Origin of the sequence: Escherichia sp. E2661 (assembly GCF_004745185.1) — a bacterium.
Taxonomy (GTDB): domain Bacteria; phylum Pseudomonadota; class Gammaproteobacteria; order Enterobacterales; family Enterobacteriaceae; genus Escherichia.
The window spans coordinates 219,394-237,577 of sequence record NZ_PDIG01000019.1 but is presented as its reverse complement, the minus strand read 5'-3'; the positions used below and the strand labels follow the sequence as shown (position 1 = coordinate 237,577).

The window sequence follows — 18,184 nt, the reverse complement described above, 5'->3', positions numbered from 1 at the left end:
TAATTCTCATTATCACGTCTGGCTTTAACAAAATATTGCTATATGGATAACAAAATAATAGCTTTTGCAAGGGATAGCGCACAGCGCTCTTCACTCCAGATGCGGCATATCGCTTTGCCTGACAAAGAGGGCGAATTGTCCAGGATACCAGGCAATTTCACGGAATATAAACGCCTGTTAACTCACCCGGCGAATATTATCGCTTTGAATTGTAAATAAATTTATTTTTCGCCAGCCATCCCGGTATTAATCCAGGTAGCCAGCATTTTTTATTTTCCTCATGGAGAATCGCTATGTCACGTCCGCAATTTACCTCGTTGCGCTTGAGTTTGTTGGCTTTGGCTGTTTCTGCCACCTTGCCAACGTTTGCTTTTGCTACTGAAACCATGACCGTTACGGCAACGGGGAATGCCCGTAGTTCCTTCGAAGCACCAATGATGGTCAGCGTCCTCGACACTTCCGCTCCTGAAAACCAAACGGCGACTTCAGCCACCGATCTGCTGCGTCATGTTCCTGGAATTACCCTTGATGGTACCGGACGAACCAACGGTCAGGATGTAAATATGCGTGGTTATGACCATCGCGGCGTGCTGGTTCTTGTCGATGGCGTTCGCCAGGGAACGGACACCGGACACCTGAATGGGACTTTCCTCGATCCAGCGCTGATCAAACGTGTCGAGATTGTCCGTGGACCTTCGGCATTATTGTATGGCAGTGGCGCGCTGGGTGGGGTTATCTCCTACGATACGGTCGATGCAAAAGATTTATTGCAGGAAGGACAAAGCAGCGGTTTTCGCGTTTTTGGCACCGGTGGCACGGGGGACCATAGCCTGGGATTAGGCGCGAGCGCGTTTGGGCGAACGGAAAATCTGGATGGTATTGTGGCCTGGTCCAGTCGCGATCGTGGTGATTTACGCCAGAGCAATGGCGAAACCGCGCCGAATGATGAGGCTATTAATAACATGCTGGCGAAAGGAACCTGGCAAATAGATTCTGCCCAGGCTCTGAGCGGATTAGTGCGTTACTACAATAACGACGCGCGCGAACCAAAAAATCCGCAGACCGTTGAAGCGTCTGACAGCAGTAATCCGATGGTTGATCGTTCAACGATTCAACGTGATGCACAGCTTTCTTATAAGCTCTCTCCAGTGGGCAACGACTGGTTAAATGCTGATGCAAAAGTTTACTGGTCGGAAGTTCGTATTAATGCGCAAAACACGGGAAGTTCCGGTGAGTATCGCGAGCAGACAACGAAAGGTGCCAAACTGGAGAACCGTTCCACTCTGTTTGCCGAGAGTTTTGCCTCTCACCTGCTGACGTATGGCGGTGAGTATTATCGTCAGGAACAGCATCCGGGCGGCGCGACGACGGGCTTCCCGCAAGCAAAAATTGATTTCAGTTCCGGCTGGCTACAGGATGAAATCACCTTGCGCGATCTGCCGATTACCCTGCTTGGCGGAACCCGCTATGGCAGTTATCGCGGTAGCAGCGACGGCTACAAAGATGTTGATGCCGACAAATGGTCGTCTCGTGCAGGGATGACTATCAATCCGACCAACTGGCTGATGTTATTTGGTTCATATGCCCAGGCATTCCGCGCCCCGACGATGGGCGAAATGTACAATGATTCAAAGCACTTCTCGATTGGTCGCTTCTATACAAACTATTGGGTGCCAAACCCGAATTTACGTCCGGAAACCAACGAAACTCAGGAATACGGCTTTGGGCTGCGTTTTGATGACCTGATGTTGTCCAATGATGCCCTGGAATTTAAAGCCAGCTACTTTGATACCAAAGCGAAGGATTACATCTCCACAACCGTCGATTTCGCGGCGGCGGCAACCATGTCTTATAACGTCCCGAACGCCAAAATCTGGGGCTGGGATGTGATGACGAAATATACCACTGACCTGTTTAGTCTTGATGTGGCCTATAACCGTACCCGCGGCAAAGACACCGATACCGGGGAATATATCTCCAGCATTAACCCGGATACCGTTACCAGCACCCTGAATATTCCGATCGCTCACAGTGGCTTCTCTGTTGGGTGGGTCGGTACGTTTGCCGATCGCTCAACACATATCAGCAGCAGTTACAGCAAACAACCTGGCTACGGCGTGAATGATTTCTACGTCAGTTATCAAGGGCAGCAGGCGCTCAAAGGCATGACCACTACTTTAGTGTTGGGCAACGCCTTCGATAAAGAGTACTGGTCGCCGCAGGGCATTCCACAGGATGGGCGTAACGGCAAAATTTTCGTGAGTTATCAATGGTAATCATCAGCCCCGATATTTCGGGGCATTTATCTGGAAGGAAGAGAGACAATGAACCACTACACACGCTGGCTTGAGTTAAAAGAACAAAATCCCGGAAAGTACGCGCGTGAAATCGCAGGTTTAATGAATATCAGCGAAGCAGAACTGGCATTTGCGCGCGTCACGCACGACGCGTGGCGGATGCGCGGCGATATTCGTGAAATTCTGGCGGCGCTGGAAAGCGTTGGTGAAACCAAATGTATTTGTCGTAATGAATATGCAGTCCATGAGCAAGTTGGCTCGTTCACAAACCAGCATTTGAACGGTCATGCCGGATTAATACTCAACCCGCGCGCGCTGGATTTGCGACTGTTTCTCAATCAGTGGGACAGTGTTTTCCATATAAAAGAAAACACGGCTCGCGGTGAACGTCAGAGTATTCAGTTCTTTGATCATCAGGGCGATGCATTACTGAAAGTTTATGCTACCGACAATACCGATATGGCGGCATGGAATGAGCTTCTGGCACGCTTTACCGTCGAGGAAAATACGCCGCTTGAGTTAACAACGGTTGATGCGCCTGTCGCACAAACCGACGTCGATGCCAGTGTTGTAGAACAAGAGTGGCGTGCGATGACGGATGTCCATCAGTTTTTTACGTTGCTCAAGCGCCACAACCTGACTCGTCAGCAGGCGTTCAATCTGGTGGCAGACGATTTGGCCTGCAAAGTACCTGGTAGTGCGCTGGCGCAAATTCTGGAATCTGCACAGCAGGATGGCAATGAAATCATGGTGTTTGTTGGCAACCGTGGCTGCGTACAGATTTTCACGGGAGTGGTCGAAAAAGTGGTGCCAATGAAAGGTTGGCTGAATATTTTCAACCCGACGTTTACTCTTCATCTATTAGAAGAGAGCATTGCTGAAGCCTGGGTTACCCGTAAACCGACCAGCGATGGCTACGTAACCAGCCTGGAACTGTTTGCTCATGATGGTACGCAGATTGCGCAACTTTATGGTCAGCGTACTGAAGGGGAACAGGAGCAGGCGCAATGGCGTAAACAGATTGCGGCGCTGACGCAGGAAGGCGTTGCTGCATAACGAGTCATTGTCAGGAGGTCTGGCTGTCGCCGGGCCTCTTTATAAATATCAGCTGGAGATTTCAGACCAGATAATCAATATGTTGATGACGTACCAGTTCGTTGATCCGTTTAAGATTGAGGATCATCATAATATTGTGTTTATGGCAGTAGAATGTTTTCAGCGATATTTTGAGTTTCCCCAGAATATCTTCTGTCGTCATTTGATTCGCAATGCAGCTCAGAACCTGATGCTGTTTGCGCGAGAGTGACACGTCCGCTTCTGGTACAGAGCAATAACTGCCATTGAGCAGCGCGACGAAGTCAATAATCGTAATATTTCTCTGGACAAAGGTTACCGGAACTTTCCCCAGACAGCGTTTAATATTAAACGGCGAGAAAACAATGACATGAACAGGCCGCAGGCGTTCAATTTTGTTGAGCATTGATGAGTGGAATACATTATTCATTAATGTATCAATAATCACTAAGGCATTCTGATGCAACGTTAAGTCAATCTCTTTTTCGTTCTGTATATGAACGACATTACCTTTACTTATAATATTTTTCATCGCGGTGAAAAACATGGTGTCTTTGGTAATTATAAGAAACATAACCGACTCCCGTTGCGAACATTAACTTTATAATCAGGTCGCCAAAGGTAATAAAAAGGTCAGGGCTTGTAATTATAGTTATATAGAAATGATTTTATTGAAGATGCAGATATTTGAAAAATATCTGCATCTTTAAACCAAATTATTTCACCAGTTCTGGCGTTACCTGGCTAACTGCATTGGTGTAGTACGGTGCGCCCCAGCCGGGTTCAGGCCAGAATGCGCCGTAGCCGTAATCCCACAAGTTGTAGGTGGTATTGACCACTTCTCTCAAATGCCATACCTGAATCCCCTGCACATTTACGTCAACGAAGTTATATGGGACTTTATTGATAAATCCAGGTTGTTCGCCCTGAATGGTGCCGAGAACGGTGACAAAGTGGTTACGGTAGTTCACTGGGTCAAGGAAGCCGCTTTGTCTGGCGAGCAGTCGCCCTTGATAGTTGGCCTCAATGTCAGGTTTCGCATAGCTATCCAACGGCAATACGGCGATTTCTAGCAACGTATCTGTTTTACCGTTGATAACGTTGATAACCTTCCCGCCGAAGCGTGCCTGTTGGCCAACATACAAATTCGGTTGGTTATGAACAGCAACAAAACTTTTTTGAATATCAGGTTGGTTATTGCCTTTGATATTTTGCGGAATCGAACTACATGCGGCAAGAAAAAATGAAAGGCTGAAGATGAGTGCACCTTTTGTCTTGTTCATGTTACTATCCTTATCAACAAATGTTAAAACCATAATAGATATTTCTTTATAGTTTTCATCTGATTTTCAGGTGATATGCCTGATAGTAACGTAAACCTGTCTGATATTTATATCCTTGCAGATGAGTTCCGGAAAGCATTGATGTGTGATGTTATTATGCGTCTCCTTATAATATGAGATATTATAAGGAGACTCTTATTTCTAATGGCACATGGCGTAAAAATTGTTATTGATGTGATGATAATGGTTTATAAATGTTAGATATGCAAGCCATTCGTAATTTTAACTTTGGGGATCTTCAATTTTAAAACGCTTATTATATGACTCATTTTATCTGTTCATTAAAAAACATTGTTTATCCGTCCTGCGTGGATATCAATAATTTACTGAAATTGCACGATCGAAATTATGTATTTTTTGTCAATAATGAGAGGGCGCAGCCGCCCCCTTTGTTTATTTTAATCGCTTACCCGCATCATCAATCACTTTCTCGCCATCTTCCTTGGTGAACGCGCCTTGTTGCGCATCTGGCAGAATTTCCAGCACGACTTCTGAAGGGCGACACAGGCGAGTTCCCAGCGGCGTCACTACAATCGGGCGGTTAATCAGGATGGGATATTGCAGCATAAAATCAATTAACCGATCGTCAGTAAATTTATCTTCTGCAAGGCCCAGTTCCTCATACGGTTCGACGTTTTTACGCAGCAGCGCGCGTACGGAAATCCCCATATCGGCAATGAGTTTGACCAGTTCATCGCGCGTCGGCGGTGTTTCCAGATAATAGATAATGGTCGGTTCGGTACCGCTGTTGCGGATCATCTCCAACGTATTACGCGACGTGCCGCAGGCCGGGTTGTGATAAATGGTAATGTTGCTCATATCAGTATCTCATTACGATGTGAAAGAGAGGCGTAGCGCCAGCGCGGTCAGCGTCACAAACAGCACAGGCAGGGTCATGATAATTCCTGTACGGAAGTAATATCCCCAGCTGATAGTCATATTCTTCTGCGAAAGTACGTGCAGCCAGAGCAGCGTTGCCAGGCTACCAATCGGGGTAATTTTCGGCCCCAAATCGCAGCCAATCACGTTGGCATAAACCATCGCTTCTTTGATGACACCAGATGCCGTGCTGCCATCAATGGACAACGCGCCAACCAGTACCGTTGGCATATTGTTCATAATAGAAGAGAGGAAGGCGGTGAGGAATCCGGTGCCGAGCGTCGCGGCCCACAGGCCGTTATCCGCCAGCACGTTGAGTACGCCAGAAAGATATTCCGTTAATCCGGCATTGCGCAGGCCATAAACCACCAGATACATGCCGAGCGAGAAGATGACAATCTGCCAGGGCGCACCGCGCAGCACCTTACCCGTATTAATCGCGTGACCGCGTTTAGCGACGACAAATAATATCAGTGCGCCCACAGCTGCAATGGCGCTCACCGGAATGCCGAGCGGTTCCAGGACGAAAAACCCCACCAGCAGAAGCAGTAAAACAACCCAGCCAGTTTTGAACGTAGCAGGATCTTTAATCGCTTCGGTGGGAGATTTCAGCAGCGCCATATCGTAGTTCTGCGGAATATCTTTGCGAAAATAGAGATGCAGCATTACCAGCGTGGCAACAATTGCGGCGATATCCACCGGCACCATCACCGAAGCGTATTCGCGAAAGCCAAGACCAAAGAAATCTGCCGAAACGATATTCACCAGGTTGGAGACAATAAGCGGCAGGCTGGCGGTATCGGCAATGAATCCCGCTGCCATCACGAACGCCAGCGTCGTGCCTTTACTGAACCCTAAAGCCAGCAGCATGGCGATGACAATCGGCGTTAAAATAAGCGCCGCGCCATCATTGGCAAACAGGGCCGCAACGGCGGCACCGAGCAGGACAATCCAGGTAAACAGCAAGCGACCGCGTCCATTGCCCCAGCGTGAAACGTGCAGCGCCGCCCATTCAAAAAAGCCGGACTCATCCAGCAGTAGGCTGATGATAATGACGGCAATAAATGCAGCCGTCGCGTTCCAGACGATATTCCACACCACCGGAATATCGCCCGGATGGACCACGCCCGTAGCTAACGCCAGTATTGCGCCGAGCGTTGCACTCCAGCCGATGCCTAAACCTTTCGGCTGCCAGATAACCAATACGATGGTCAGGACAAAGATAGCGCCTGCCAGTAACATAATGCCTCCCGGATAAAACACATATGAAAATCCATATGTGTTTAGCTAAATTTTTTAACTGCAAATGTTCTTGCTGTCTGCGGAACAATTTTGTCGAGCCAGGTTGCGGACAATCACCTGAACCTTTTCCTGTTCACACCGCCAGGCCTGCTCAATAATTTTCGCCGCCCATGCTGGAATATGCGGCGATAAGCGGTAATGAACCCACTTACCTTGCTTGCGGTCCAGCAATAGCCCGCTTTCACGCAGCAATGCCAGATGGCGGGATATCTTGGGCTGCGACTGATCGAGGGCAGTGCAGAGATCGCAGACGCATAACTCTCCCAGTTCGCTGAGCAGTAAAACGATGCCCAGACGGGTTTCATCGGCAAGAATTTTGAACAGTTGGATGGGTAACAGAAATGACATATTGCGCTCCTGATTGTTGCAGGTAGTGTCTCTCTTCGAAGCGGATAAGTCAAAAACATATATGACTTAACGAATGTGTAAGTGCAGAGGAAGGTAATAGGTGTGAATTTTGAGTTGGCTATTCATTTGAAAGGAGGTCTGAATCAGGACGTAAAAAAACCGACTTCGCGTCGGTTTTTTACTCTTCAGCCTGAGTTGGTGGCTCTGGCTGGAGTGAGAATGCCCACATCTAACGGTTCAATACTATTAGCCAGTGGCTAACATTACAAGCGTTAGCGATTTCTTCAGCTGGCGAAGGGACAGTTTGCTATACATGTTGGTGAAAGAGGATTTATATACTTTCACCGGATTATCGCCGTATTAAGGCTTGTCCGAATCAGGACGTAAAAAAACCGACTTTGCGTCGGTTTTTTTACTCTTAAGCCCAGAGTTGGTGGCTCTGGCTGGAGTGAGATAGCCATCATCTAACGCATCAATGCTAATACCATACTGAAACTATTGCAAGGACATGCTGGTTTTATAACCTGAATATACTGTATGATTATCCAGTTAGCTCTGAGACATTTTCACTCTGGCAATGCGCATAAACGCTTTCAAAGTCCTGGTCAGAAGTACGGGTGGTGCCGTTCACTGATGCTCTGGCCGGAGTGAGATAGTCGTCATCTAACAATGAGACATGCGCCGTGACAGGCAATGGATGAGTAAGCGGATGCATTCTCACTCCATCGCATGGAGAAAACGGGTGATTGACAAAGCAATCATCGTTCTTGGAGCGTTAATTGCGCTGCTGGAACTGATCCGCTTTCTGCTTCAGCTTCTGAACTGATAGCGGAAACGTAATTAAGGGCTAAGAGCACACTACTCTTAGCCCTTTAACATTTAACGCATTGTCACGAACTCTTCTGCCGCCGTCGGGTGAATGGCGACGGTATTGTCGAAGTCTTTTTTGGTTGCGCCCATCTTCAGCGCCACCGCGAAGCCCTGCAACATTTCGTCCATACCAAAACCAATGCCGTGAATACCGACAATCTTTTCTTCTGGCCCAACGCATACCAGCTTCATGCGGCACGGCTGGCGATGAGTGGTGACGGCGGTATACATTGCGGTGAACGAGGATTTATACACTTTCACCTGATCGTCGCCGTACTGCTCGCGCGCCTGCGGTTCCGTTAAACCAACAGTACCAATCGGCGGATGGCTGAAGACCACGGTTGGAACATTGCTGTAATCCAGATGCTCATCCGGCTTGTTATTAAACAGGCGTTCAGAGAGACGGCGACCCGCTGCAACTGCCACCGGTGTCAGTTCTACTGCACCCGTGTTATCGCCCACCGCGTAAATACCTTCAACGTTGGTGTTTTGATATTTATCGACGACGATATAGCCTTTTTCGTTGGTTTTAACGCCAGCGGCTTCCAGGTTGATATTGTCATTGGCAGGCCCGCGACCAATCGCCCAAATCAGGCAATCCACCGTTTCACTACGCCCATCTTCCAGCTCCAGCGTCAGGCTGCCATCGGCATTTTTCACTACCGCTTTCGGGATGGCGTTGGTGTGCAACTGCGGGCCTTCGGCGTTCATCACTTCGACCAGCGTTTCAGAGATCATCGGGTCGAAGCTGCGCAGCGGCGCATGTTTACGCACAAACAGATGCGTTTTTGCGCCCAGGCCGTTAATCACGCCCGCCAGCTCAACAGCGATGTAACCCGCACCAACAACCGCTACGCGCTCTGGCAAAGCAGGAAGGGCAAAAAAACCATCGGAATCAATACCGTATTCCACGCCCGGAATATCCGGGTGGCTCGGACGACCACCGGTGGCGATGAGGATATGATCGGCCGTGATGGTTTCGCCGTTTACTTCAATGGTTTTGGCATCAACGAAGCGGGCAAAGCCTTTGATTACATCAACGTTATTTTTACCGAGCACATTTTCATAGGAGGTATGAATACGGTCGATATAGGCGGTACGGCTGGCGATCAACGTTTCCCAGTTGAATTTATTGATAGTGGTATCGAAACCATAATCCGGGCCGTACATATGGATCGCTTCACGGATTTGCGCCGCGTGCCACATCACTTTTTTCGGCACGCAGCCGACGTTCACGCAGGTGCCGCCCAGTTCTTTGGCTTCAATCAGCGCGCATTTCTGGCCGTACATAGCCGCGCGGTTGATGGAGGCGATACCGCCGCTGCCGCCGCCGATGGCGATGTAATCATAGTGTTTAGTCATGACAGAGTGTCCTTATCGTTGATTACCGCGATTGTAGCGCGAGACGTAATAGGTGCCAGCAATGGCTGCAATTACTCCGGCACGATCCAGCTTACGGTGGCGTGCCCGGTGCCAGCCGGAACTAGTTTGCTGTGCAGCCACGGCAGCACGTTATTCATCTGCTGTTCCAGCTTCCACGGCGGGTTAATCACAATCATGCCGGAAGCGGTCATGCCGCGGCGATCGCTGTCTGGCAGTACCGCCAGTTCAATTTGCAGAATTTTGCGAATGCCGGTTGCTTCCAGGTCGTGGATCATGCGCTTAATTTGCTGGCGCAGCACCACTGGATACCACAATGCGTAAGTGCCAGTGGCGAAACGTTTGTAACCTTCTGCTATCCCGCTGACCACCGCCTGATAGTCGGTTTTCATTTCATACGGCGGGTCGATAAGGATTAAACCACGGCGGGAAACCGGCGGCAGTTTGGCCTTAAGCTGCTGGAAACCGTCGGCTTTTTCCACGCGCGCACGGTTGTCTTTCTGAAATTCAGAACGCAGCAACGGGTAATCGCTCGGGTGCAGTTCGGTCAGTTGCAGGCTGTCCTGTTCACGCAGTAGCTGGCGAGCAATCAACGGCGAACCGGGGTAGTAACGCAACTGACCGCTACGGTTGAAGTGTTTTACCACATTGATGTACGCCTCCAGTTCTGCGGGCAAATCGTCCTGCTGCCAGATACGGGCGATACCTTCGAGATATTCGCCGGTACGCTCGGCATGTTCGCTGCTTAACTGATAACGCCCGGCTCCTGCGTGGGTGTCGAGATAGAGAAACGGTTTATCTTTCTCTTTCAGCGACTCGATGATCAGGCTCTGAACGGTATGTTTAAGGACGTCGGCGTGGTTGCCAGCGTGAAAGCTGTGGCGATAACTGAGCATGGGTAAAGGTGTTCCGGTAAGTAAAAATCGGCCCGTATTCGGGGCGCACAAAAGCCTATCAGGACAGTATACCGAAAAGAGGCCGCCGCCGCGAAAGCGTAACGTTTCTCATTGAAATTCACTACACTTAACCCCATGCTACACACATTATGTAAAGCGCCTGTTGAGCGCTTCCTTAACCTCTTTAACCAGGACTGCGCTAATGACGAATCCGTTACTGACTCCCTTTGAATTGCCTCCGTTTTCTAAAATTCTCCCGGAACATGTCGTTCCAGCCGTGACTAAGGCGCTGAATGACTGCCGCGAAAACGTGGAGCGCGTAGTAGCGCAAGGGGCACCGTACACCTGGGAAAATCTCTGCCAGCCGCTGGCGGAAGTGGACGATGTGCTGGGGCGTATTTTCTCTCCGGTCAGCCACCTGAACTCGGTGAAAAATAGCCCGGAACTGCGTGAAGCGTACGAACAAACCCTGCCGCTGCTGTCAGAATACAGCACCTGGGTAGGGCAACATGAAGGGCTGTATAAAGCGTATCGCGACCTGCGCGATGGCGATAACTATGCCACGCTGAACACGGCTCAGAAAAAAGCGGTTGATAACGCACTGCGCGACTTCGAACTCTCTGGCATCGGTCTGCCGAAAGAGAAACAGCAGCGTTACGGTGAGATTGCCACCCGTCTTTCTGAGCTGGGCAACCAGTACAGCAACAACGTTCTCGATGCGACGATGGGCTGGACCAAACTCGTCACCGACGAAGCGGAACTGGCGGGGATGCCAGAAAGCGCGCTGGCTGCGGCAAAAGCCCAGGCCGAAGCGAAAGAGCTGGAAGGCTACCTGCTGACGCTGGATATCCCAAGCTATCTGCCGGTAATGACCTACTGCGACAACCAGGCCTTGCGTGAAGAGATGTATCGCGCTTACAGCACCCGCGCCTCCGATCAAGGCCCGAACGCCGGTAAGTGGGACAACAGCAAGGTGATGGAAGAGATCCTCGCGCTGCGTCACGAACTGGCGCAACTGCTGGGCTTTGAAAACTACGCCTTTAAATCCCTTGCCACTAAAATGGCAGAAAACCCGCAGCAGGTGCTGGATTTCTTAACCGATCTGGCAAAACGCGCGCGTCCGCAAGGTGAAAAAGAGCTGGCACAACTGCGTGCCTTCGCCAAAGCCGAATTTGGCGTCGATGAGCTGCAACCGTGGGATATCGCTTACTATAGCGAAAAACAGAAACAGCACCTCTACAGCATCAGCGACGAACAGCTGCGTCCGTACTTCCCGGAAAACAAAGCGGTTAATGGCCTGTTTGAAGTGGTGAAACGTATTTACGGCATCACCGCTAAAGAGCGTAAAGATGTTGATGTCTGGCATCCGGATGTACGTTTCTTCGAACTGTATGACGAGAACAACGAACTGCGCGGTAGCTTCTACCTCGACCTGTATGCCCGTGAAAACAAGCGCGGCGGGGCGTGGATGGATGACTGCGTAGGCCAGATGCGCAAAGCCGACGGTTCGCTGCAAAAACCGGTCGCGTATCTGACCTGTAACTTCAACCGCCCGGTAAATGGTAAACCGGCGCTGTTTACCCACGACGAAGTGATCACCCTGTTCCACGAGTTCGGTCACGGCCTGCATCATATGCTGACCCGCATCGAAACCGCTGGTGTTTCCGGGATCAGCGGGGTGCCGTGGGATGCGGTCGAACTGCCGAGCCAGTTTATGGAAAACTGGTGCTGGGAGCCTGAGGCGCTGGCGTTTATCTCTGGTCACTATGAAACTGGCGAACCGCTGCCGAAAGAGTTGCTGGATAAAATGCTGGCGGCGAAGAACTACCAGGCGGCGCTGTTTATTCTGCGTCAGCTGGAGTTCGGCCTGTTCGATTTCCGCCTCCATGCCGAGTTCCGCCCGGATCAGGGAGCGAAAATCCTCGAAACTCTGGCAGAAATCAAGAAACTGGTTGCCGTGGTACCGTCTCCGTCATGGGGCCGTTTCCCACATGCATTTAGCCATATCTTTGCTGGTGGTTATGCCGCAGGTTACTACAGCTACCTGTGGGCCGATGTGCTGGCAGCAGATGCCTTCTCGCGTTTTGAGGAAGAGGGCATTTTCAACCGTGAAACCGGGCAGTCGTTCCTCGACAATATTCTGAGCCGTGGTGGTTCAGAAGAGCCGATGGATCTGTTCAAACGTTTCCGTGGTCGTGAACCGCAACTGGATGCGATGCTGGAGCATTACGGCATTAAGGGCTGATCATTCAGTGAAAATCTGCTTAATTGATGAAACAGGCGCCGGAGACGGCGCCTTATCTGTTCTGGCGGCCCGCTGGGGGCTGGAGCACGATGAAGACAACCTGATGGCGCTGGTGTTAACGCCGGAACATCTGGAACTGCGCAAGCGCGATGAGCCAAAGCTTGGCGGCATTTTCGTTGATTTTGTCGGCGGGGCAATGGCGCACCGTCGCAAATTCGGCGGTGGCCGCGGTGAGGCGGTGGCGAAAGCGGTGGGCATTAAAGGCGATTATCTGCCGGACGTGGTGGACGCCACCGCAGGACTGGGTCGCGATGCCTTTGTGCTGGCGTCGGTCGGCTGCCGCGTGCGGATGCTGGAACGTAATCCGGTGGTTGCCGCATTGCTCGACGATGGCCTGGCGCGTGGCTATGCCGATGCGGAGATCGGCGGCTGGTTGCAGGAGCGTTTGCAATTAATTTACGCCTCCAGCCTGACGGCGCTAACCGATATTACCCCACGCCCGCAGGTGGTCTATCTCGACCCGATGTTCCCGCATAAGCAGAAAAGCGCGCTGGTGAAAAAAGAGATGCGCGTGTTTCAGTCGCTGGTGGGGCCGGATCTCGACGCCGATGGGTTGCTGGAGCCTGCGCGGCTGCTGGCGACCAAACGCGTGGTGGTAAAGCGCCCGGACTACGCGCCGCCGCTGGCGAATGTTGCCACGCCAAACGCGGTTGTCACCAAAGGGCATCGCTTTGATATTTATGCTGGTACACCGGCGTAAAAGTAAAACAGGGTAGCGATAACGCTACCCTGTTTTCTGCAAGAATAATCAATGGCTTTCCGGCGTCTCAATCATTCGTTTCAGCCACGGCACCATCAACAGCATCACTACAGCAACGCCCAGCGTGACCAGACCAATCTTACCAAACACGTTGGTATAGACAGGCAGCGTTTCAAGCGGGTCGGTAATGTTGTCTGGTACTGCGGTAAATGTTGCCACATAGCCGCCCAGCAAGAACGCGGCAGCCTGCGTAAGGAACCACATCCCGAGAATAAAGCCCATCAAATGTTGTGGCACCAGAGCGGCAATCATTGCGAGGCCCAGGGCGCTAATAAGCAGTTCACCTAAGCTCTGGAATAAGTAAACCAGCACGATAAACCATGGCGATGTCAGCCCCTGGGCATCCGCAAACCACATTCCCGCTGCGGCGGCTGTCAAAAAGCCCAGCGAGCACATAAACATACCGAGGGTAAATTTCATCGGCATGGAGAGGTCTTTGCCTTTGTTACCCAGATGCGTGTAAATGCCTGCCAGAACTGGGCTGGCGAGCACCACCCAGAACGGGTTAAGCGCCTGGAAGCTCACCGGGTTGATGGAAAAACCGAGAATTTCATGATGCACGTTGTTGATAGCAAAGAAGTTCAGCGACGTTGGCATCTGGGCGTAGAGGATGTAAAACACTACCGCTTCAAGCATCAGCACAAAGGCGACAAACATCTTATTGCGCCCGGTTTTATCCAGCTTGAATGCCTGACGGAAGAAGATAATGGTCACGACGATAGAGAGAACAATCAGTACCAGATTGGCGACTTCCACGTTGTGCATCAGCCATGCGCAAACGAAAATCATCACCACGCTGCCAAACAGCACGTACAACAATTTGCTGAAGTTCATCGGTCGGAAATCTGGTTCAGAACCAATATCTTTCACCATTCCGCGACAGGCGATGTAAACCAGTAGCGCGACAATCAATCCTGCTCCGCATAAGTTATAGGTGACGGAATAGCCAAATCTGTCAGCGATAACCGGTGCTAGCGACAGCGCAATCAACGAGCCGATATTGATCGACATATAGAACAGGGTGAAAGCGCCATCGAGACGTGGATCTTTCGGTGGATAGCACTTCGAAAGCAGGCTTGCCGGGTTGGCTTTAAACAGGCCGTTGCCGACGGCGATTGTTCCCAGCGCGATGAATATCAGGTCTGGCTTGAGTAGCGACATCCCGGTCATGAAGTAGCCCATCGCCAGAACAATTGCCCCAAGGACAATGGTTCGTTTAGTTCCTAACAGATGGTCGCCAACATAACCGCCGATCGAGATAAGGCCATAGACCAGTGCAGCGAAGGCACCAAAGGTGACAAAAGCCTGTTCTTGTGAGAAACCGAGCTGTTTAACGAAGAAAACGGCCAGGACGCCTTGCACGCCGTAGTAACCGAATCGCTCCCATAGTTCGACAAAAAAGATCATGAAGAATGGGCGAGGTTGTTGCAGCATCCCAGTGGGTGTTGTTGTATTCATAATTTTTAGCCTTTCAATACCATCATGAAAAGTATGAACGCGTAAGTGATTGCGTGCGAAAGAGTTTACACACGTCTAAAATTCTTAATATTGATGTAATGAATGCATTAATGCACTATCACAACAAAAAACAACCAGCTAATCATGCTGGTTGTTTGAGATATGATGGCGCTAAATGCTATTTTTTCGTGATGTAAATTTGAATTATTCGATGCGTAGTGGAACTTTCTGACTGCGGATGAACACCGGCTTGATTGAGCGCTCCCGTGTTTGTCCCCGCACGTTGCATTCGGGTGCAACACAAAAAGCAGAACGCCCGCATAAGCGGGCGCTCAGGAGCAAGTAGGGGAGATATTATTCTTCTTCGTCGCGCAGCGGAACAATCAGCATATCAACGTGAACGGTGTTGATCAGCTGACGCGCGGAAGACATCAGTTTGCTCCAGAAGTCCTGGTGGTGACCACAAACAACCAGGTCCATGTCGTATTTCTTGATCGCATCAACCAGAACCTGACCCAAATCGCCGCTGCCGCTAAGGGTTTCAGTGATGGGGTATCCTGCGTTGGTGGAGAGTTCGGTCAATGCATGATGAGTCTCTTCGGAAATGCGTTTCTGCATGTCACCCAGATTTACATCAATAAGTCCGGTGTATAGGTCAGAGTAGTTTACATCTACGTGGATCAGAGAAACTTTCGCATTGTAGGGGCGAGCCATAGAGACTGCTTTCTCTACCAGAACTTTGCTTTCCGGGGAGAGATCGACCGCGATGAGAATGTGTTTATAAGCCATAGTGTTACTCCTTCCATAAAGTTGTCGATGACTGGCCAGCTTGCGTTTCTTGTGCCGTTACGTCACCCGCGTCCTGCGAACTACGTGCGCGGGGCTAACCCAGCCGTAAAGATTCAGTGAAAAGACCATCCTTACCTTATAGCGACCTGGATGATCCGTCAATCCGCCTTGCTTACCAATCAGATAATCAAATTTTCTACATGAATGTATTGATAGTGGTTAACCTTATGGAAAAAAAAACAACCTGATCTCCTACACTATCTATAGAGCCGCTCGGATGTTTGTCATCACAAAAGCGGTTTCTCCAGGACCTGGTGTTAACTGATTGGCAGCGTATCGGGAGCGGTAGCCCCGGAGGGGAACTCCGCGGGCAGGTCGCCGGGGAGGGGGTATGATAAGCACCGTCGCATTATTTTGGGCTTTATGTGTCGTTTGCATTGTTAACATGGCGCGCTATTTCTCATCACTACGCGCGTTGTTAGTGGTACTGCGTAATTGCGATCCATTGCTCTATCAATATGTTGATGGAGGGGGCTTTTTTACCTCACATGGCCAACCCAACAAACAGGTGCGTCTCGTTTGGTATATCTATGCCCAACGTTATCGCGATCATCACGATGATGAGTTTATCCGTCGCTGCGAGCGCGTGCGTCGTCAGTTTATTCTGACCAGCGCATTGTGTGGCCTGGTGGTGGTAAGCCTGATTGCGTTGATGATTTGGCATTAAGCGCCACGGTAATAACGCATAAAAAAAGCGGGCCAGTAAACTGACCCGCCCGAGACTGATTACAAACGCAAAATTGCCTGATGCGCTACGCTTATCAGGCCTACATAATCTCTGCAATCTATTGAATTTGCATGTTTTTGTAGGCCGGATAAGGCGTTCACGCCGCATCCGGCATGAACAAAGCGCACTATGTCAACAATCTGAAGCGGGCCAGTAAACTGACCCGCCCGTTTTTATGCGTGCGATTACAGGAACTGCAAGGAGATCCAGTACAGCGCACCGGAGAGCAGAACTGCAGCCGGGAGGGTAAACACCCAGGCCATCAGAATGCTGGTCACGGTTTTACGCTGTAAGCCGCCGCCGTCAACCACCATTGTCCCCGCTACGGAAGAGGAGAGTACGTGAGTGGTGGAAACCGGCATCCCGGTATAACTCGCCAGACCGATAGACACCGCTGCCGTCATCTGAGCAGACATCCCCTGAGCGTAGGTCATGCCTTTCTTACCGATTTTCTCACCGATAGTGGTCGCCACACGACGCCAGCCAATCATCGTACCGATACCTAACGCCAGCGCGACCGCCATGATGATCCACACCGGAGCATACTCGATGGTGCTCAGCATATCGGACTTCAGTTTCTTCAACAGACGCTGATCATCCGCAGTGACGCCAGGCATTTTCACCACTTTGTCGATAGTGTCAGAAACGCACAGCATAATGCGGCGCATCTGGCTACGTTGGTCAAGCGACAGCTTGTCGTAGCTTTCCACATCGGCGGTCAGCATGCCTTTCAGGCGGTTGAGCGCGTTCATGGTATTCGACGGATGGCAATGGAACTCCGCAGGTTGTGTTGCGCCTGCTTCTGGTGTCGGTACTAACTGATCGGCACCGGTCGCCTGTTTAAGCAGCGCAGGATGCTGCTCAAAGTAAGCTTCCACATTGTTGATGGCATCACGGGTACGGGTGATTTCGTAGCCAGTGGCATTCATATTCACCACGAAGCCCGCTGGTGCGACGCCAATCAGAACCAACATAACCAGGCCAATGCCTTTCTGACCATCGTTCGCGCCGTGAGAGAACGCCACGCCGATAGCGGAAAGGATCAGCGCGATACGCGTCCAGAACGGCGGCTTTTTCTTGCCGTCTTTCTTTTCACGTTCCGCTGGGGTCAGGTGGATACGGGCGCGTTTCTTGGTGCCACTCCAGTAGCGACGCAGCAAGAAAATCAGACCGCCAGCAAACACCAGGCCGACAATAGGGGAAACGATCAGAGATGCGAAAATACTTAATACTTTCGGGATATTGAGTGCATCCACCACTGACGTACCGGTCATCAACGCATTGGTTAAACCAATACCGATGATCGCGCCAATCAGCGTATGGGAGCTGGATGCAGGTAAACCAAAGTACCAGGTACCAAGGTTCCAGATAATTGCTGCCAGCAACATAGAGAACACCATGGCAAGACCATGGGACGATCCCATATTAAGCAGCAGATCCGTCGGCAGCATATGCACAATGGCATAGGCAACACTAAGACCACCCAGCAAAACACCCAGGAAGTTGAACACTGCCGCCATAACCACAGCGAGCTGAGAACGCATCGCGCGGGTATAGATGACAGTTGCCACGGCGTTGGCTGTGTCATGGAAACCATTGATGGCTTCGTAGAACAGCACAAAAGCCAGTGCAAGCAATAATAACAGCCCGGTATGCAAATCCAGGCCAGCAAACAAATGTAGCATAGGACGTTACG

17 protein-coding genes and 1 pseudogene are annotated in these 18,184 nt (G+C 50.6%); 6 read left to right on the top strand and 12 right to left on the bottom strand.

Translation table 11 applies throughout. The features are described from left to right. The first annotated feature begins 293 nt into the window (after window positions 1-293). A complete protein-coding gene (chuA, locus tag CRI63_RS10725) occupies window positions 294-2,276 on the top strand; it encodes a TonB-dependent heme/hemoglobin receptor ChuA/ShuA (protein ID WP_135519498.1) in 1,983 nt (660 codons plus the stop codon). Between the two features lie 48 nt (window positions 2,277-2,324). Then, the gene (chuS, locus tag CRI63_RS10720; RefSeq protein WP_135519496.1) at window positions 2,325-3,353 is read left to right on the top strand and encodes a hematinate-forming heme oxygenase ChuS; all 1,029 of its coding nucleotides are present in this window, start codon (window positions 2,325-2,327) and stop codon (window positions 3,351-3,353) included. 61 nt (window positions 3,354-3,414) lie between these two features. Here chuS and CRI63_RS10715 read toward each other — a convergent pair whose 3' ends face one another. The 6 genes from CRI63_RS10715 to CRI63_RS23925 form a co-directional block, all read right to left on the bottom strand. Then, window positions 3,415-3,945: a LuxR C-terminal-related transcriptional regulator gene (locus CRI63_RS10715; RefSeq protein ID WP_130217826.1), complete on the bottom strand. Its 531-nt coding sequence runs from the start codon at window positions 3,943-3,945 to the stop codon at window positions 3,415-3,417. A 142-nt stretch (window positions 3,946-4,087) separates the two neighbouring features. Continuing rightward, entirely contained in the window at window positions 4,088-4,654 is a 567-nt protein-coding gene (gene slp / locus CRI63_RS10710) for an outer membrane lipoprotein Slp (protein WP_135487091.1), read from the bottom strand. A gap of 453 nt (window positions 4,655-5,107) precedes the next feature. Continuing rightward, window positions 5,108-5,533 (bottom strand): glutaredoxin-dependent arsenate reductase, encoded by a 426-nt coding sequence (gene arsC / locus CRI63_RS10705; protein WP_130217822.1) that lies wholly within the window; start codon window positions 5,531-5,533, stop codon window positions 5,108-5,110. Between the two features lie 12 nt (window positions 5,534-5,545). Continuing rightward, the gene (arsB, locus tag CRI63_RS10700; RefSeq protein ID WP_135519494.1) at window positions 5,546-6,835 is read right to left on the bottom strand and encodes an arsenite/antimonite:H(+) antiporter ArsB; all 1,290 of its coding nucleotides are present in this window, start codon (window positions 6,833-6,835) and stop codon (window positions 5,546-5,548) included. A 54-nt stretch (window positions 6,836-6,889) separates the two neighbouring features. After that, window positions 6,890-7,243 (bottom strand): As(III)-sensing metalloregulatory transcriptional repressor ArsR, encoded by a 354-nt coding sequence (arsR, locus tag CRI63_RS10695; RefSeq protein WP_000008961.1) that lies wholly within the window; start codon window positions 7,241-7,243, stop codon window positions 6,890-6,892. Between the two features lie 541 nt (window positions 7,244-7,784). After that, entirely contained in the window at window positions 7,785-7,958 is a 174-nt protein-coding gene (locus CRI63_RS23925) for a hypothetical protein (RefSeq protein WP_001297979.1), read from the bottom strand. Window positions 7,959-7,985: 27 nt separating this feature from the next. On the opposite strand from CRI63_RS23925, the gene dinQ reads away from it, so the two are divergent. Further along, window positions 7,986-8,069, top strand: a complete 84-nt coding sequence (gene dinQ / locus CRI63_RS10685) for a damage-inducible type I toxin DinQ (RefSeq protein ID WP_001295215.1) — start codon at window positions 7,986-7,988, stop codon at window positions 8,067-8,069. A 53-nt stretch (window positions 8,070-8,122) separates the two neighbouring features. Here the strand turns inward: dinQ and gorA are convergent, their stop codons facing one another. Together gorA and rlmJ are read right to left on the bottom strand one after the other, a co-directional pair. Further along, window positions 8,123-9,475, bottom strand: a complete 1,353-nt coding sequence (gorA, locus tag CRI63_RS10680; RefSeq protein WP_135519492.1) for a glutathione-disulfide reductase — start codon at window positions 9,473-9,475, stop codon at window positions 8,123-8,125. Window positions 9,476-9,546: 71 nt separating this feature from the next. Next, window positions 9,547-10,389 (bottom strand): 23S rRNA (adenine(2030)-N(6))-methyltransferase, encoded by an 843-nt coding sequence (rlmJ, locus tag CRI63_RS10675; RefSeq protein ID WP_130221306.1) that lies wholly within the window; start codon window positions 10,387-10,389, stop codon window positions 9,547-9,549. A gap of 202 nt (window positions 10,390-10,591) precedes the next feature. Between rlmJ and prlC the strand changes: the two genes are divergently transcribed. Together prlC and rsmJ are read left to right on the top strand one after the other, a co-directional pair. Further along, a complete protein-coding gene (prlC, locus tag CRI63_RS10670; RefSeq protein WP_115423870.1) occupies window positions 10,592-12,634 on the top strand; it encodes an oligopeptidase A in 2,043 nt (680 codons plus the stop codon). A 7-nt stretch (window positions 12,635-12,641) separates the two neighbouring features. Then, on the top strand, window positions 12,642-13,394 hold the full coding sequence (rsmJ, locus tag CRI63_RS10665) for a 16S rRNA (guanine(1516)-N(2))-methyltransferase RsmJ (RefSeq protein WP_135519490.1): 753 nt from the start codon (window positions 12,642-12,644) through the stop codon (window positions 13,392-13,394). 48 nt (window positions 13,395-13,442) lie between these two features. On the opposite strand, the gene dtpB is transcribed toward rsmJ, so the two are convergent. After that, window positions 13,443-14,912 carry a dipeptide/tripeptide permease DtpB gene (gene dtpB / locus CRI63_RS10660; protein ID WP_135519488.1) on the bottom strand — a complete coding sequence of 490 codons (1,470 nt, stop codon included), beginning with the start codon at window positions 14,910-14,912 and terminating at the stop codon, window positions 13,443-13,445. Between the two features lie 354 nt (window positions 14,913-15,266). Next, entirely contained in the window at window positions 15,267-15,701 is a 435-nt protein-coding gene (gene uspA, locus CRI63_RS10655; RefSeq protein ID WP_000323571.1) for a universal stress protein UspA, read from the bottom strand. A 391-nt stretch (window positions 15,702-16,092) separates the two neighbouring features. Between uspA and uspB the strand changes: the two genes are divergently transcribed. Then, a complete protein-coding gene (gene uspB, locus CRI63_RS10650; protein ID WP_000626187.1) occupies window positions 16,093-16,428 on the top strand; it encodes a universal stress protein UspB in 336 nt (111 codons plus the stop codon). A gap of 74 nt (window positions 16,429-16,502) precedes the next feature. Here the strand turns inward: uspB and CRI63_RS24680 are convergent. Together CRI63_RS24680 and pitA are read right to left on the bottom strand one after the other, a co-directional pair. Next, window positions 16,503-16,601, bottom strand: a pseudogene (locus tag CRI63_RS24680) (hypothetical protein); the annotation flags it as partial. A 72-nt stretch (window positions 16,602-16,673) separates the two neighbouring features. After that, entirely contained in the window at window positions 16,674-18,173 is a 1,500-nt protein-coding gene (pitA, locus tag CRI63_RS10645; RefSeq protein ID WP_135519486.1) for an inorganic phosphate transporter PitA, read from the bottom strand. Window positions 18,174-18,184 lie beyond the last annotated feature (11 nt).

Excerpts from the sequence above, each read along its gene's own strand:
- chuA (WP_135519498.1), top strand. The coding sequence starts at position 294 with ATGTCACGTCCGCAATTTACCTCGTTGCGCTTGAGTTTGTTGGCTTTG.
- chuS (WP_135519496.1), top strand. The coding sequence starts at position 2,325 with ATGAACCACTACACACGCTGGCTTGAGTTAAAAGAACAAAATCCCGGA.
- CRI63_RS10715 (WP_130217826.1), bottom strand. The coding sequence starts at position 3,945 with ATGTTTCTTATAATTACCAAAGACACCATGTTTTTCACCGCGATGAAA.
- slp (WP_135487091.1), bottom strand. The coding sequence starts at position 4,654 with ATGAACAAGACAAAAGGTGCACTCATCTTCAGCCTTTCATTTTTTCTT.
- arsC (WP_130217822.1), bottom strand. The coding sequence starts at position 5,533 with ATGAGCAACATTACCATTTATCACAACCCGGCCTGCGGCACGTCGCGT.
- arsB (WP_135519494.1), bottom strand. The coding sequence starts at position 6,835 with ATGTTACTGGCAGGCGCTATCTTTGTCCTGACCATCGTATTGGTTATC.
- arsR (WP_000008961.1), bottom strand. The coding sequence starts at position 7,243 with ATGTCATTTCTGTTACCCATCCAACTGTTCAAAATTCTTGCCGATGAA.
- CRI63_RS23925 (WP_001297979.1), bottom strand. The coding sequence starts at position 7,958 with ATGCATCCGCTTACTCATCCATTGCCTGTCACGGCGCATGTCTCATTG.
- gorA (WP_135519492.1), bottom strand. The coding sequence starts at position 9,475 with ATGACTAAACACTATGATTACATCGCCATCGGCGGCGGCAGCGGCGGT.
- rlmJ (WP_130221306.1), bottom strand. The coding sequence starts at position 10,389 with ATGCTCAGTTATCGCCACAGCTTTCACGCTGGCAACCACGCCGACGTC.
- prlC (WP_115423870.1), top strand. The coding sequence starts at position 10,592 with ATGACGAATCCGTTACTGACTCCCTTTGAATTGCCTCCGTTTTCTAAA.
- dtpB (WP_135519488.1), bottom strand. The coding sequence starts at position 14,912 with ATGAATACAACAACACCCACTGGGATGCTGCAACAACCTCGCCCATTC.
- uspA (WP_000323571.1), bottom strand. The coding sequence starts at position 15,701 with ATGGCTTATAAACACATTCTCATCGCGGTCGATCTCTCCCCGGAAAGC.
- uspB (WP_000626187.1), top strand. The coding sequence starts at position 16,093 with ATGATAAGCACCGTCGCATTATTTTGGGCTTTATGTGTCGTTTGCATT.
- pitA (WP_135519486.1), bottom strand. The coding sequence starts at position 18,173 with ATGCTACATTTGTTTGCTGGCCTGGATTTGCATACCGGGCTGTTATTA.